This window comes from Pantoea sp. SM3, assembly GCF_000963995.1.
GTDB lineage: Bacteria > Pseudomonadota > Gammaproteobacteria > Enterobacterales > Enterobacteriaceae > Pantoea > Pantoea rwandensis_B.
Genome location: NZ_JZRD01000021.1, coordinates 77,666 through 92,427, shown reverse-complemented (window position 1 = coordinate 92,427; position 14,762 = coordinate 77,666). Strand labels below are relative to the sequence as shown.

Annotated in this window: 13 protein-coding genes; 4 read left to right on the top strand and 9 right to left on the bottom strand. The window is 52.0% G+C overall.

Going from position 1 to position 14,762, the window contains the following annotated elements; all coding sequences use genetic code 11:
- Nucleotides 1–25 precede the first annotated feature (25 nt).
- Together betB and betI are read right to left on the bottom strand one after the other, a co-directional pair.
- On the bottom strand, nucleotides 26–1,498 hold the full coding sequence (gene betB, locus VI01_RS13655; RefSeq protein ID WP_045815601.1) for a betaine-aldehyde dehydrogenase: 1,473 nt from the start codon (nucleotides 1,496–1,498) through the stop codon (nucleotides 26–28).
- A gap of 13 nt (nucleotides 1,499–1,511) precedes the next feature.
- Entirely contained in the window at nucleotides 1,512–2,108 is a 597-nt protein-coding gene (betI, locus tag VI01_RS13650) for a transcriptional regulator BetI (RefSeq protein ID WP_034824050.1), read from the bottom strand.
- A 253-nt stretch (nucleotides 2,109–2,361) separates the two neighbouring features.
- On the opposite strand from betI, the gene VI01_RS13645 reads away from it, so the two are divergent.
- Nucleotides 2,362–4,392, top strand: a complete 2,031-nt coding sequence (locus tag VI01_RS13645) for a choline transporter (RefSeq protein ID WP_045815600.1) — start codon at nucleotides 2,362–2,364, stop codon at nucleotides 4,390–4,392.
- A gap of 87 nt (nucleotides 4,393–4,479) precedes the next feature.
- A complete protein-coding gene (gene uvsE, locus VI01_RS13640) occupies nucleotides 4,480–5,454 on the top strand; it encodes a UV DNA damage repair endonuclease UvsE (RefSeq protein WP_045815599.1) in 975 nt (324 codons plus the stop codon).
- On the opposite strand, the gene VI01_RS13635 is transcribed toward uvsE, so the two are convergent.
- The 5 genes from VI01_RS13635 to ascF all read right to left on the bottom strand — a co-directional run bounded on the left by VI01_RS13635 (nucleotide 5,441) and on the right by ascF (nucleotide 10,796).
- The gene (locus VI01_RS13635; RefSeq protein ID WP_045815598.1) at nucleotides 5,441–5,914 is read right to left on the bottom strand and encodes an OmpA family protein; all 474 of its coding nucleotides are present in this window, start codon (nucleotides 5,912–5,914) and stop codon (nucleotides 5,441–5,443) included. The two genes, uvsE and VI01_RS13635, sit on opposite strands and share 14 nt — an antisense overlap.
- Nucleotides 5,911–7,125: a diguanylate cyclase domain-containing protein gene (locus VI01_RS13630; RefSeq protein WP_045815597.1), complete on the bottom strand. Its 1,215-nt coding sequence runs from the start codon at nucleotides 7,123–7,125 to the stop codon at nucleotides 5,911–5,913. Before VI01_RS13630 ends, VI01_RS13635 begins: the two co-directional genes overlap by 4 nt.
- Nucleotide 7,126: 1 nt before the next feature.
- Entirely contained in the window at nucleotides 7,127–7,711 is a 585-nt protein-coding gene (locus VI01_RS13625; RefSeq protein WP_082082060.1) for a YfiR family protein, read from the bottom strand.
- Nucleotides 7,712–7,906: 195 nt separating this feature from the next.
- Nucleotides 7,907–9,340 carry a 6-phospho-beta-glucosidase gene (locus tag VI01_RS13620; RefSeq protein WP_045815596.1) on the bottom strand — a complete coding sequence of 478 codons (1,434 nt, stop codon included), beginning with the start codon at nucleotides 9,338–9,340 and terminating at the stop codon, nucleotides 7,907–7,909.
- 16 nt (nucleotides 9,341–9,356) lie between these two features.
- Nucleotides 9,357–10,796, bottom strand: a complete 1,440-nt coding sequence (ascF, locus tag VI01_RS13615; RefSeq protein WP_045815595.1) for a PTS cellobiose/arbutin/salicin transporter subunit IIBC — start codon at nucleotides 10,794–10,796, stop codon at nucleotides 9,357–9,359.
- A 254-nt stretch (nucleotides 10,797–11,050) separates the two neighbouring features.
- Between ascF and VI01_RS13610 the strand changes: the two genes are divergently transcribed.
- Together VI01_RS13610 and VI01_RS13605 are read left to right on the top strand one after the other, a co-directional pair.
- On the top strand, nucleotides 11,051–12,079 hold the full coding sequence (locus VI01_RS13610; RefSeq protein WP_045815594.1) for a LacI family DNA-binding transcriptional regulator: 1,029 nt from the start codon (nucleotides 11,051–11,053) through the stop codon (nucleotides 12,077–12,079).
- A gap of 467 nt (nucleotides 12,080–12,546) precedes the next feature.
- Complete coding sequence (locus VI01_RS13605) at nucleotides 12,547–13,605, top strand: acyltransferase (protein WP_045815593.1); 1,059 nt, start codon at nucleotides 12,547–12,549, stop codon at nucleotides 13,603–13,605.
- Nucleotides 13,606–13,645: 40 nt separating this feature from the next.
- Here the strand turns inward: VI01_RS13605 and VI01_RS13600 are convergent, their stop codons facing one another.
- Together VI01_RS13600 and VI01_RS13595 are read right to left on the bottom strand one after the other, a co-directional pair.
- A complete protein-coding gene (locus VI01_RS13600) occupies nucleotides 13,646–13,969 on the bottom strand; it encodes an AzlD domain-containing protein (RefSeq protein ID WP_045815592.1) in 324 nt (107 codons plus the stop codon).
- Between the two features lies 1 nt (nucleotide 13,970).
- Nucleotides 13,971–14,711 carry an AzlC family ABC transporter permease gene (locus VI01_RS13595; protein WP_045815591.1) on the bottom strand — a complete coding sequence of 247 codons (741 nt, stop codon included), beginning with the start codon at nucleotides 14,709–14,711 and terminating at the stop codon, nucleotides 13,971–13,973.
- Nucleotides 14,712–14,762: the final 51 nt, after the last annotated feature.

Genomic DNA, 14,762 nt, shown 5'->3' with positions numbered 1-14,762 from the left:
AGTCGCTCCTCAGGTTAAAGCTGAATTAAAATACGGACTGAAAACGGGATAGCTCGACCTGCACCGACTTCACCTGGGTGTAATTTTGCAAGGTCATCAGGCCATTCTCACGCCCAATACCGGAGTGCTTGTAGCCACCCACCGGCATTTCGGCGGCAGATTCACCCCAGGTATTGATCCAGCAGATACCCGCTTCGATCTGATGGATCACACGGTGCGCGCGGTTCAGGTCTTGCGTGACCACGCCCGCAGCCAGACCGAAATCGGTGGCATTGGCGCGGCGCACCACTTCGTATTCGCTCTCGTAGGTGAGAATCGACATTACCGGCCCGAAGATCTCTTCACGCACGATGGTCATCTCATCGCGGCAATCGGTGAACACCGTGGGTTCAACCCAGGCTCCATTGTCGAAATCGGCGCCGCTCAGGCGTTTGCCGCCACACAGCAGACGCGCACCTTCGTTGATACCGGTTTCGATAAAGCGCATCACGTTATCGCGGTGGGGGAAGCTCACCAGCGGGCCAAAGTTGGTAGCAGGATCGTTCAGATCGCCTGCCTTGATACGCGCCACACGTTCAGCAATCTTCGCTTCAAAGGTGGTCTGGAATTTAGCCGGGATAAACACGCGCGTGCCGTTGGTGCATACCTGACCCGAGCTGTAGAAGTTGGCCATCATGGCGATGTCAGCGGCCAGATCGAGATCCGCATCATCAAAAATGATCAGCGGTGACTTGCCGCCCAATTCCATGGTGACTTCTTTCAGGGTGGAGCCTGCGGCATTCGCCATCACTTTTTTGCCGCTGGCCACGCCGCCGGTAAAGGAGACTTTATCGATGCCCGGATGGTCAGTCAGCAGTTGGCCAGTGACCGCGCCACGGCCGTTCAGCACATTGAATACGCCGGCAGGCACGCCCGCTTCGGTGTAAATTTCTGCCAGCTTCAGGGCAGTCAGTGGAGTCACTTCACTCGGTTTAAAGATCATCGCGTTACCCGCTGCCAGCGCAGGGGCTGATTTCCACAAAGCGATCTGAATCGGGTAGTTCCACGCACCAATACCAGCGACAACGCCGAGCGGTTCACGACGGGTATAAACAAACGCCGTGTCGCGCAGCGGGATCTGTTGGCCTTCCAGCGTCGGGATCAGACCGGCGTAATACTCCAGCACGTCAGCACCGGTCACGATGTCAACATATTGGGTTTCGCTCAGCGGTTTACCTGTGTCGAGGGTTTCCAGCGCGGCTAACTCGTCGTTGCGCTCACGCAGAATATCGACGGCACGGCGCAGAATGCGTGAGCGCTCCATGGCGGTCATCGCAGCCCAGACTTTCTGGCCTTTTTGGGCGGCAGCAACAGCACGATCAACATCGGCCTGTTCCGCCTCATGTACCTCGGCCAGTACTTCGCCATTGGCCGGGTTGATGGTCTGGAATGTATTACCTGCGCTCGCCGCAACGAACTGACCATCGATATATAGCTGCTGTTCGGTGAATCGGGACATGATTTCTCCTTCCTCAGTGATTCAGTGCGCCAGCAAGTTGCTGACGGATAAATTGGGTGGTGAGCGTTTTCGCGACATCGATATTGAAGGGCAGGCCGCTTAACGCAGCTCGCAGCCAAAGGCCATCGATCAGCGATGCCAATCCGTGAGCCGCCAGTCGCGCCTGTTCACGCGGCAATTCACGGTGAAACTCGGCGGCGAGGGTCGAAAACAGGCGACGGCTGCTGACCCGTTCCAGACGACCCAACTGTGGCTGATGCATGCTGCTGGCCCAGAAATCCAGCCAGGCTTTCATCGCCGCGCTGTGCACCTGCGTGTCATCGAAGTTACCTTCGACAATCGCCAGTAAGCGTGCTTCCGTCTTCGCGCCCGCCAACGGTTTCAGACGGGCAGCCACGGCATCACGTAACTGACGTGTGATATCGCGCATGGTGGCTTCCAGCAAACCGTTCTTGTCTTTGAAGTAGTGGCTGATGATGCCGGTCGAAACCCCTGCACGGCGCGCAATCTGCGCAATGGTTGCGTCGTTAATTCCTACCTCGTTAATCGTATCGAGGGTTGCATCAATCAGTTGCCGACGACGAATCGGCTGCATTCCCACCTTTGGCATGACTCCAGCTCCACCACAATGTCAGAGGACTATTTAAACTTTTTTTGATTGCACGTTCAATATAAAAAAGAATTTTGTTAGGATACTGTGCTTCGATTGTTACAAAAGCGCAGCGGTGAACCGGGCTATGCGGCTCATCGTCAGAAGAAAGCACTGCATGGAGGGATAACAGGGGTACTGATAACAACAAGGCCTGGCAGACAGGTCACGCTAATCCATTGAGTCATTACAGGAAATTAACCAGAGGTCATCGATGATTAATCCACCTGCCAGTGAAAAAGACAGAATCAATCCTGTGGTGTTTTACACCTCAGCCGGACTGATTCTGACATTTTCACTTGTCACCATTTTTTACAGCGAGCTGGCTGCGAGTTTGATTCAGACAGCAGTTAACTGGGTTACCGCTACGTTTGGCTGGTACTACATGCTGGCCGCGACGCTGTATATCGTGTTCGTTATCTACATGGCCTGCTCACGTTACGGCGCCATCAAGCTCGGGCCAGAGCAATCCAAACCAGAATTCAGCTTATTAAGCTGGTCAGCGATGCTTTTTGCTGCCGGCATCGGTATTGATCTGATGTTCTTCTCGGTGGCTGAACCGGTCACGCAGTACATGCAACCGCCTGAGGGTGCCGGACAAACCATGGAAGCCGCCCGGCAAGCCATGGTGTGGACGTTGTTCCACTACGGCGTAACTGGCTGGTCAATGTATGCGCTGATGGGGATCGCGCTGGGTTACTTTAGCTACCGCTACAATTTGCCGCTCACCATCCGTTCTGCGCTGTATCCAATCTTTGGCAAACGTATTAATGGGCCGATAGGCCATACCGTGGATATTGCGGCGGTGGTAGGAACCATCTTCGGCATTGCGACCACCTTAGGGATTGGCGTGGTACAGCTCAATTATGGCCTGAACGTGCTGTTCGATATCCCGGAAGGCTTTACCGCGCAGGCGGCGTTGATTGTGCTGTCGGTGATTATCGCCACCATTTCCGTGACCTCCGGCGTGGATAAAGGCATCCGCATTCTGTCGGAACTCAACGTTGCGCTGGCATTGGGGCTGATTCTGTTTGTGCTGTTTATGGGCAAAACCGACTTCCTGCTAAATGCGCTGGTGCTCAATGTCGGTGATTACATCAACCGCTTTATGGGCATGACGCTGAACACCTTTGCGTTTGATCAGCCAAGAGAGTGGATGAACAGCTGGACGCTCTTCTTCTGGGCATGGTGGGTCGCCTGGTCACCGTTTGTCGGCTTGTTCCTGGCGCGTATTTCTCGTGGTCGCACCATCCGTGAGTTCGTGCTCGGCACGTTGATTATCCCCTTTACCTTCACGCTGTTGTGGCTATCGGTATTTGGTAACGCAGCGCTGTATGAAATCATCCACGGTGATGCTGGCTTTGCACAGGAAGTGATGGCGCATGCGGAGCGCGGTTTCTACAGCCTGTTGGCGCAGTATCCGGCCTTTAAATTCAGCGCTTCGGTTGCCACCATCACTGGCATGCTGTTCTACGTCACCTCAGCGGATTCCGGTTCACTGGTGCTAGGTAACTTTACGTCGAAGCTGAAAGACATCAACAGTGATGCACCCAACTGGCTGCGTATCTTCTGGTCAGTGGCGATTGGTGTTCTGACCATGGGTATGCTGATGACTAACGGCATCTCTGCGTTGCAGAACGCTACGGTGATTATGGGACTGCCGTTCAGCTTTGTGATCTTCTTTGTGATGGCCGGTTTGTATAAGTCTCTCAAAGTGGAAGACCATCGTCGCGCCAGCGCCAGTCGTGAAACGGCACCGTACATTCCAGCCAGCAACGATCGCCTGAGCTGGAAGAAACGTCTGTCGCGTCTGATGAACTATCCGGGCACACGCTACACCCAGCAGATGATGGAGAACGTCTTGTTCCCGGCAATGCAGGATGTGGCGAAAGAACTGGAGTTGCGCGGCGGTCGGGTTTCACTGGACCGCGTCGAGCCGGAAGAGGGCCATCCGTTAGGTTATCTGGATTTGCGCGTGCTGCTGGGTGAAGAGCAGGACTTCGTGTATCAGATCTGGCCGCAGCAGTATTCGGTTCCAGGCTTTACCTATCGGGCGCGCAGCGGTAAATCGACCTATTACCGTCTGGAGACATTCCTGCTGGAAGGTAGCCAGGGCAACGATCTGATGGATTACAACAAAGAGCAGGTGATTATCGATATTCTCGATCAGTACGAACGCCACCTGAACTTTATCCATCTGCATCGTGAAGCACCCGGCAGCAACATCACTTTCCCGAGTGTCTAAACCCACGGACAGCGGCAGCCGTGCCGCTGTCCGTGCACTTTCCTCATGGCAGGCTACACTTTCAGGCTGCTCTAAAAGGGGAATGAGATGAAATTGGGTTTCGCGTGTAAATACTTTGATGCACAGGCTAAGCAGCCGTTTCCGTTTAAAATCACCACGCGTACGCGTTTCCTGAGTCTTGATCGCGCCGAACAAGCGCGTTTACTGGCGCAATTGGCAACCAACAACCTTGAAAACCAAATTCTTACGTTGCAGCAGTTGGCAAAACTGCCGGATGCGATGCGTATGATGCGAATTGGCAGTGATTTGTTGCCGTTGTACACCGTGCCTGAAGCCACCGCTATCTACACCGAATTAATGCCCGACTTACAACCGCTGTTCGTGAAGTGTGGTGAGATGGCGCGTGCGCACAACATTCGTCTCTCATTCCATCCCGGACAATATTCCGTACTCGCTTCGGATAATGAAGGGGTAGTGGATCGGGCGATTGAGGATGTGGAGTATCATGCGCTGTGTGCGCTATTCATGGGCTATGGGCGCCAGTTTCAGGATTTCAAAATCAATATCCATATGAACGGCAAAAAAGGTATTGAGGGATTCCGTGCTGCTTTTCAGCGTCTTTCACCCGAAGCGCGCAATATGCTGACGGTTGAAAATGATGAAATTTCCTGTTCGCTGGATGATGTATTACAAGCGCGCGATCTTTGTCCGGTTGTATTAGATATTCACCATCATTGGGTGAAAGAGAATCAATTTATTAAGGCGGATGATGCGCGTATTCCGCTGATTATCGAATCCTGGCGCGGTGTGCGGCCGGTATTACATTATTCGATTGCGCAGGAGGGATTAATCGCAGAACAGGGCTTTCCGGATCAACGCGATTTAACGGTGGCGAAAACCAAACTGCGTGCCCACTCTGACTACTACTTTAATCAGGATTTAAATGACTGGGCGCTGTCATTTAAGGATTTCGACATTATGTGTGAAGTCAAAATGAAAAATCTGGCGGTCGAGCGCTTATACCGTTATGCGCTCGACCAGGGGGCGATTAAGGCGAGGTAATCACAATCGCCACGCGGCGATTCTGGGCGCGGCCTTGTGCACTGTTATTGCTGGCAATGGGGGCGCTCATGCCCAGACCTCGGGTAGTGATGTTGGTTCGCGGTACTTCAGCCCCCAACGCCCATTGTGTAGCCACAGCATCAGCACGTTTCAGTGACAACTGCTGATTATAATCCGCTTTGCCGTAATTATCCGTATGACCGTCAATGCGGACATGTTGAATTCCGGTGGCTGAGAGATTCTTCGCCATAGTGGCGATGTTGGTTTTACTGGCAGCAGTCAGCTCGGACTCGTTCACGCCAAACAGGATTTTGTCCGATAAACCCAATCCCCAGCCTTCCATGTTTTCGGTAAATCCCGCACTTTGCATGGCGGCAATCTGCGCGGCGGTGAAACGACCTTTTGACTGACATCCCGCGCAAACCAAAATACACATCAGCAGAAAAAGTTTAATTCTCATACGCGTACCTTACTTATCCCTTTGTTTTTGTACATGTGCATATCCGCACGTTCCAGAATCGATTGCACCGTATCGCCATGCTGCGACCAGGCATAGCCAATGGTGACCGAGGTGGTAATCGGCGTGCCTTCCGCGATCATAATCTTCTGTGCAATGGCTTCCCTGATCTCCTCTGTCAGCTGCAGCAGCTGTTTCTCAGTCGCGCGGCTGGTGATTAACATCGCAAACTCATCACCGCCGAGTCGCGCAACCATATCCTGCTTGTAGGCCAGCGCCACAAGGCGTGAGCCAATGGCTTTCAGCACCTCATCGCCTGCCGCATGTCCCCAGTTATCGTTGATGCTCTTAAAGCGATCGCCATCCAGAAACAGCAGAACAAAGCGCTCTTGCGCAAATTGGCCGTCGAGTAATCGGGTGAGTTGGGTCACAAAGGCGGCGCGGTTAGCCAGTCCAGTCAGTGGATCTTCCAACGCTTTCGCCGCTAACGAACGGTTATCCCGCAGCAGCGAAGCCTGTAATGACTGCATCTCTGCGAGCAATGAGTTGAGATCGTCCGAAAACAACTGAAACTCTTTGGTCGGGCTTTCAGGAATGCGCAGCGAAAAGTCACCCGAGCTGATGACGTAATGAATCGAGCTGGTGATATTGCGCAGCGTTTGCAAAATGCCCCGATGCAGAAAAGCGCTCAGCATAAAGGCAACAATCAGTACGCAGAGCATGCCGCTGGATAAAATCATCACTGAGTAGCGAATAAAATCCGCCGCTCCTTTGACCGTGCCCGCCAGCGTCAACGTCCCGACGACATTCTCCGCGTGATTGATATTCACACTCAGCGGTCGGGCATAGATCCATTCGCGCAGGAAGTTCTCATACCAGCCATCCTGCTGCTGTTGGTCTTGCCAGTTAACCAACACGGTTTGATCGTCCGTTACCAGTTTCGCCGAGGCAAACATGCCTTCATTGCCTAACATGGCAATTTTTTTATGCGCGTCATAGCTGTCTTCAAATACCGTGGCGGCGGTCAGGCTATTACTCAACGTCGCGGCAATCAGTTCAAGATTTCGTTTTTCATAACGTTTGATGAACAGTAACGAAGTGGATGTCAGCAGTAGCCAGCACAGCAACAAAATAACCGCAGAGTTAATGATGCTAATCTTGCGCAGCCTGATGCGGATAGATGATTTTTCATTTTTAATTTTTTCAAATTTCATCTTATTGGCTTCCTTTGCGCGACAGCAATAACACATCCGGGCTCACGCGCACGCCACTGCGCGCCAGTGAATCTAGGTTTACGGCAAACATCGGATGATCGGTATTAAAAATAAGACAGAAAGCGGCTCCGATGGCGCAATCGGTATTATTTTCAGCCAAAGAGAGAACAGCGTGGCCTTTCTCCAGGCTGAGCAGTTCGGTCTGCTGCTGCGGTGACTGATCACCGAAATAGAGGGCATCACAGCGATTGCTGGCTAACTCGCTGTCACTGTTGAGATAAACCACACTGAATGGCAGCGACGTCGCCGTGGTGCTGGCAGGGAAATTGACGTGGCGCGCTGAACTGAACACACATAACTGTGGAGCATCGTGCAGCGCGGGCCAGCGGGTGAAGCTGATAATGCCGCTGACAATACGATTGGCTTTGTCATCTTTGATCGCGGGGTTTTGTGCCGCCGCTGCGGGAAATGAGAGCGGCAATATCAACAGTGTCAGTGTGATAATGCAGGTCAGTGCGGCTTTAAGCTGAGCCAAAAGCAGAAATAAGAGTTCACGAGGGTGAAGACGAGGTTCAATACGTAACATGCCGCCATTCCGCTGGGTTCAACGCGCAAATAGTACCATCGGCATTTATAAAAGAGTACAGGTGTTCAATGGCGGAAAACGCGGACTTTTAACGCTGGCAGGATAATCAGATCCAATAATTAATAGAAAATTCAGTGCGGTATTTTAATAAACATGCCGGGCGAACTGACATCGCCCGGCAGAGAATCGCAAAGATTATTCGCTTAAATCGCGGCCATTGCTGGCAATCACTTTTTTATACCACCAGAAGGATTTTTTGCGGGTGCGCGCCAGTGAGCCTTTACCCTGATCATCACGATCAACGTAAACAAAGCCGTAGCGTTTACTCATCTCGCCTGTTGAGGCCGCGACCAGATCAATGCATCCCCAGGTGGTGTAGCCAATGACCGGAATGCCATCAGCAATCGTTTCGCCCATTGCCTGGATATGCTGCTTCAGATAGCTAATGCGGTAATCGTCATGAATCTCGCCGTTGGCATCGATTTCGTCGCGCGCACCCAGGCCGTTTTCCACCAAAAATAGGGGCTTTTGGTAGCGGTCGTACATCATGTTCATGGTGATGCGCAGGCCTAAGGGATCGATACCCCAGCCCCAGGCACTCCGGGAGATATGCGGGTTAGTTAGCGATTTCACCACATTGGCCGCACTGCTGTTTTTCTCGTTCATATCGGCCGAGGCACAGCGTGAGGCGTAATAGCTGAAGGAAACAAAATCCACCGTATGTCGCAGGATCTCTGCATCACCATCCTGCCACTGGATCTCAATGCCTTTCTCACGAAATACGCGAGCGGCGTAAGAGGGATAAGCACCGCGTGCCTGCACATCGATAAAGAACAGATTCTCGCGATCTTTCTCCAACGCCGCCCAGACATCTTCAGGATTGCATGACCATGGATAGAAATTGCCGCCTGCCAGCATGCAGCCCACCTGGTTTTCAGGGTTAATCTCGTGGGCAATTTTCGTGACCAGCGCACTGGCGACCAGCTCATGATGCGCCGCCTGGTATTTCACCTGCTCTGGATTATCCTCTGGTCCGAATACCAAACCCGCGCCAGAGAATGGGCTGTGCAGCAGAATGTTGATCTCGTTAAACGTCAGCCAGTATTTCACCAGTCCGTTGAAAGCGTCAAAGCAGGTACGGGCATAGCGGGCGAAGAATTCAATCATCTTACGATTGCGCCATGAACCGTACTCGGTGACCAAATGCATCGGCACGTCAAAGTGGCATAACGTCACCAGCGGGGTGATACCGTACTTCTGGCACTCTTCGAACAGGCTACGGTAAAAAGCGATACCCTCAGGATTTGGCGTTAACTCATCGCCTTTCGGGTAGATGCGGCTCCAGGCAATCGACGTACGAAACACGGTAAAGCCCATTTCCGCCATTAACGCGATATCTTCTTTGTAGCGACGATAAAAATCGATGGCATCGTGGCTAGGATAGTATTCATCGTCACGCAGGGTAAAACGCGGTTCCAGCCCCAGTTTGACTGGCATGCGGTGTTCGCCATGAGGAATCATGTCCACCGTGGTTAACCCTTTACCGCCCGCCAGATAGCTCCCCTCTGACTGATTGGCGGCTAACGCGCCGCCCCATAAAAATCCCTCAGGAAATGTCACTTCAGACATAAAAAACCTCAGTTAATCAATTCACATTGATGGCTTTAGCAGGATCCGCAACCGGTTTAGGCTGCGCTGTTTCACTCACCGGAATATCTTCAAAGCCAAGAATCAGCGTCAAAACAAATGAAAGCACTACCGACAACACCATGACGCCACCCACCCACACAATGCTCATCGGGTTGGCCGGATCAAAAAACTGTACGCTGGTAAACAAGCCGGGTGAGGCCATGGAGTGACTGGCCAGCCCGCCGATACCGGCTACCGCGCCACAGATAAATCCGCTGATCAGGCTGGCAATCAGCGGTCGCTTAAGCCGCACCGCCACACCATACAAAGCAGGTTCCGAAATTCCGGCCACAATCGCCGAGGCAGCGGCAGCAAAAGCGGTCTGACGCAGTTCCGGGTTTTTAGTTTTAAAGGCTACCGCCAGCGATGAGCCGCCAAGTGACAGATTGGCGCCGATTTCAGAGGGCATCACCATGCCTTCTTTGCCGGTTTCCGCAATGGTCTGAATGATGGTGGGGGTGAAGACGCGGTGCATGCCCGTCATCACCAGCAGCGGCCACAGCGCACCCATGATCGCCACAGACAACCAGCCCAGATAGCCATGAATGGTGTAAACCAGGGCTGAAATGCCGCTACCAATCCAGATGCCGAGTGGACCAATCAGCACAATGGCAATCGGTGCGGCAATCAACACAATCAGCATCGGTTTGAGGAAGTTTTTGGTGACCGCAGGGGTAAAGCGTTCGACCCAATATTCGATATGCGACAGGATCCACGTCATCACCAACGCCGGGATGACGGTGTAGGTGTATTTCACCGCCGTCACCGGGATGTAGGCAAACTCAACGGCCTGGCCTTGCGCCGCTTTGGCCATTAAATCAATGAAGTTGGGATGAACCAGCACGCCCGCAATCGCAATGGCCAATGACATATTGGTTTTAAATTTCAGGGCTGCCGAGGCCGCCACCATTACCGGCAGGAAGAAAAAGGCGCCGTCACCGATGACATTCAGGATCACCAGCGTAGACGAACCTTTCTCCAGTACACCGCTCATCTCCAGCACCATTGCCAGCAGTTTCACCATCGATCCCCCGATGATCGCGGGGATCAGTGGCGACATGGTGCCCACCAGCGCATCGAGAATGCCTGCGCCAATCGTGCGCAGGGTGATTTTTCGTTTTATCGGGGCGCTGTTGTCGCTATTGGGTGTGCCGAGTTTAAGCACTTCCTGATACGCGAGATTAACGTTATTGCCAATGATCACCTGGCATTGGGTGTCGGTATGCACCACGCCCATCACGCCCGGAATCGTTTTCAGCGTAGCGTTATCGATCAGGGCAGTGTCCCGCAAAATGAAGCGCAGGCGCGTCATGCAGTGCGTGACAGCTTCAATATTGGTTAAGCCGCCGAGCGAAGCCACGATGGCGCGTGAAACGTCAGCATAATTTTTAGCCATGAGTTGTAGGTCTCTGATTTTTTTGAGTAGGGGTACGATCGCCCGCTTATCATTAGCGAGTCATGAGAAACCGGTTTCACAAAATCATGAATATGAAATCAATGGCAGGCAAGAATTTTAAATTTAGATATTTGAAAGTGTGATGTTGATCGATTATGTGGTGAGAGACATGCGCTCGATACTGTGAAAAAAATCTCCGCATAATTCGCGACTTAGTTACACTTCAGCGATACAAGCGTAAATCAGAGTGAAAAATGGCAACCATAGTTGAGGTGGCAAAGGTCGCAGGTGTTTCAAAAGCCACGGTGTCACGTGTGCTCTCTGGCAAGGGTTATGTCAGTGAAGAGAAGCGCGAGAAGGTGTTTCAGGCCATCGCGGAAACCGGCTTTCGCCCCAATTTACTGGCGCGAAACCTGGCAACGAAGTCGAGCCAGACTATTGGCCTGGTGATCACTAACACCCTCTATTCCGGCAGCTATTTTACCGAGCTGATGCAGCATTCCGCCCGATTGATGGAGCAGCAAGGGCGGCAGTTGCTGTTGGTGGATGGCAAACACAGCGCGGAAGAAGAACGCGCCGCCATCCAATTTCTGCTCGATTTGCGCTGTGATGGCGTCATCATCTATCCGCGCTTTCTCACTCCCGATGAAATGGACGCCATCATTGATCAGCACCCGCATCCGATTTTGGTGATCAATCGCCGTCTGCGGCAACACGACAGTTACTGCATTTACGCCGACCAACAGCGCAGCAGTGCCGACGCTGTGGAAGCGTTAATCAAACGGGGTCATCGTGACATTGCCTTTATCACCGGTTCGCTCGATTCACCCACCGGACGGGAGCGCCTGGCGGGTTACCACTCGGCGCTGGCAAAACATCAGATTCCCGTGCAGCAAGCGTTAATTATTGAAGGGAAGTGGCAGGCGCAAAACGGCGTGGCGGCGGTGGACACGTTGTTGAAACAGGGCAGTCGCTTTAGCGCGTTGGTGGCCAGTAATGACGATATGGCCGTCGGGGCGTTAAAAGCACTGGCCTCACACAACATTGCGGTTCCGGCACAGGTATCCGTGCTGGGATTTGATGATATTCCACTGGCCCCGTTTACCGTTCCGTCGCTCTCCAGCGTGAAAATGCCGGTAACGGATATGATTCAGGAAACGCTCTCACGACTGGTCTCCATGCTCGACGGGGGCGAAATGCGCAATCGCCAGCGCTTTTCTGGTGAAGTGGTGATGCGAGAATCCATCGGCCCCGGGCCTTATGCCAGTGAAAACATTGTTTGAATGACCCAGGTTGGTGTCGCAGGTGTTGACGCGGACTGACGGCGTTTTGGCTGCGTCAATGTTGATGCAGGCTGCCGGGGCAGGTGTTCACGCCGTCTGGGGCCGCAGCCTGCTCCTTATCAAGGTGCGTGCTGCTGGGAAAACCGCGCGATACTCTGGAAGTCCTTATCAAGCATTCATTAACGGCACTACTTGAAATCCGTTATCAAGCCACAATGCCTTTGCTAATCGTTGGTATATTAACATCCAAAATCAGAGGCGTTAAAAAGGGGAGGGATTGTATTTAGTGCATTTAATAGCATTCGATTTTGAATTGGAAAGTCCAATTTAAAGTGAGGTTTAATTATATATTCTATTAGTTAAATGCGTTCAGCGTATGACTTTAATCAGACTAAGTCTTATTATGAGTAAAGAACTGTCAGTGCTAAGTTGAGTTTACACATCCGGACATCTTTCCTGAGGGAATTATGCACGCACGCATCAAGCATCTTGACGGAATGCGTGGTTTAGCCATCTTAATGGTCATTGGTTACCACGCCTATGCACGCTGGCCAGAACTCTTGCCCTATACCAACCTTACACAACATATTCCTGTATTTTCATTCGGCTGGCTTGGTGTAGAGTTATTTTTCATGATGTCTGGCTTTGTCATTTTTATGACGCTGGATAAGTCAGACGGCTATATCAGTTTCCTAAAAAAACGCTGGCTACGACTGTTTCCTGCCATGTTGATTGCCAGTTTATTACTTTATGCTGTGGGCGGACTTTTCCCTGAGTGGTCTGTGATGACGCCTTATGTCAGGAATCTGCTGCCTGGGCTGATCTTCACCAATCCTGAAACGCTGACACAAATAACCGGTATTGAATTTAAATCGATGGCTGGCTCATTTTGGTCGCTGTACGTGGAAGCCGTATTCTATCTGATCATTGGCGCCATCTATTTTACTCTGGGACGGAAATATTGCTTGCCGGGCTTGCTGGTGCCCATGCTGCTGTTATCGGCTTCGTCGGTATTAAAATCGTTAGGCCATCCCATTTTTATCGATGTTATCGCTAAATTTGGTTTTATCCACTACGCGTGGTTTATGATCGGTTGTCTGGTGTATGAAAGAATGCATGGCCGTGACAAAGGCTTTCATTATGCGGTTGTGGTTGTCGCGATGCTCATTAACTTCAGCTACTACGTTAAAAATGCGGGTGCCTTAACGGTCATTCCCTTACTGCTGGTCATGCTTTTCTTTATTGCCAGTTTTTATTCAAAACAACTGGAACGTTTGTTATCCGTTCGATTTTTCACTGCAATAGGTTTTGCCAGTTACGCTTACTATCTGATACATGAAAACCTCATGATTGCCATACTGATTAAAATGAATGTGCATATCAGAAGTGAAACAGTCATGCTGCTGATGCCGATTGTGGTCGCCGCAGGACTCTATTATTTGGCCTGGTTTATCACCAAATATCTCGAACCGGCGTTGAGAAATATGTTGAAGGGTAAACGGGCACCTGCACCAGAGGTGGGTTGATATCACGGTGCGGAATGCATTCCGCACCCATTGTTTCACGTTATAAACCAAAACCATAACGCAGTGCAGTATACGCCACCATGCCTGCCAGGACGGTGGCAAACAAACCGCGCGTGACAATGCCGGTGATCGCCGCAATCAGCGCCGCCAGTAATGATAAACTCAAGCCAGAAGTCGTTAATGCCGGTTTTTCGATTAATTCGGCCGTGACAATGGCCGCCATGATGCCCGCCGGAATAAAACTCAGCCACTGTTGCGCCAGCGGAGCGAGTCGGAAGCGGGAAAGCAGCAGAATCGGGGCGACACGCATCACGGCCGTAATCAACGCGGCGACCACAATGGTCATCAGGACATTCCGTTCCATATCAGTTTCCTTCCTTGTGCTGCATACGTAACAGCAGCGTGGCTAAACTTGCGGCAATCGAGGCGGCGATGATGACGACCACGCTGAGATCGAGATGTCCCGCAGAGAAAAAGGTCACCAGCACGGCGACCACAATCGCCAGCGTCTCCAGCCATTTACGGCGACTGGCGAACCACGTCATTAAAATTAGTCCAATGAACATCGAAACCAGACTGAAACTTAACCCAGCCATCAGTGATTCGGGGACGGCAGAAGCGGCATAAGCGCCAATCACACAGGCAATAATCCAGTTCAGCCAGGCGGGCAGGTTGAGACCGAACATCCAGGCGAAGGCGATTTTGCCGTGTTGACTGCCGTGCTGTACTGCGACACCGAAGGTTTCATCGGTGAGCAGCAGGCCGCTGACGACTTTTTGCCAACCGCTTTGGCCCCGGAAAAACACGCTAATCGCCGAACTCATCAACAAATAACGCAGGTTAACCAGCATGACGCTCAACACCACCGAGGTCATTTCTGCCCCCGCTGCCCACAGCGAATAAAATAAGAACTGCGCCGATCCGGTGTAAAGTAGCGTGGCCAGCAGCGCAGTTTGTAATACGGTAAAACCGGCCAGCGTACCAATGGCACCCGCAGCAAAACCGATACTCAGATAACCTGGCACGGTAGGTAAACAGGCGATAAAACCCGCGCGAAAACTCAGCGGATCGCTGTGTTTCGGCAGGGTCTGACTATTCGACGACATAACAATTTTCCAAAACCTTCTCAACAGATGCACCCATTTTAAGCCACTCTC

Coding starts and splice junctions, on each gene's coding strand:
- betB (WP_045815601.1), bottom strand. CDS start 1,498: ATGTCCCGATTCACCGAACAGCAGCTATATATCGATGGTCAGTTCGTT.
- betI (WP_034824050.1), bottom strand. CDS start 2,108: ATGCCAAAGGTGGGAATGCAGCCGATTCGTCGTCGGCAACTGATTGAT.
- VI01_RS13645 (WP_045815600.1), top strand. CDS start 2,362: ATGATTAATCCACCTGCCAGTGAAAAAGACAGAATCAATCCTGTGGTG.
- uvsE (WP_045815599.1), top strand. CDS start 4,480: ATGAAATTGGGTTTCGCGTGTAAATACTTTGATGCACAGGCTAAGCAG.
- VI01_RS13635 (WP_045815598.1), bottom strand. CDS start 5,914: ATGAGAATTAAACTTTTTCTGCTGATGTGTATTTTGGTTTGCGCGGGA.
- VI01_RS13630 (WP_045815597.1), bottom strand. CDS start 7,125: ATGAAATTTGAAAAAATTAAAAATGAAAAATCATCTATCCGCATCAGG.
- VI01_RS13625 (WP_082082060.1), bottom strand. CDS start 7,711: ATGTTACGTATTGAACCTCGTCTTCACCCTCGTGAACTCTTATTTCTG.
- VI01_RS13620 (WP_045815596.1), bottom strand. CDS start 9,340: ATGTCTGAAGTGACATTTCCTGAGGGATTTTTATGGGGCGGCGCGTTA.
- ascF (WP_045815595.1), bottom strand. CDS start 10,796: ATGGCTAAAAATTATGCTGACGTTTCACGCGCCATCGTGGCTTCGCTC.
- VI01_RS13610 (WP_045815594.1), top strand. CDS start 11,051: ATGGCAACCATAGTTGAGGTGGCAAAGGTCGCAGGTGTTTCAAAAGCC.
- VI01_RS13605 (WP_045815593.1), top strand. CDS start 12,547: ATGCACGCACGCATCAAGCATCTTGACGGAATGCGTGGTTTAGCCATC.
- VI01_RS13600 (WP_045815592.1), bottom strand. CDS start 13,969: ATGGAACGGAATGTCCTGATGACCATTGTGGTCGCCGCGTTGATTACG.
- VI01_RS13595 (WP_045815591.1), bottom strand. CDS start 14,711: ATGTCGTCGAATAGTCAGACCCTGCCGAAACACAGCGATCCGCTGAGT.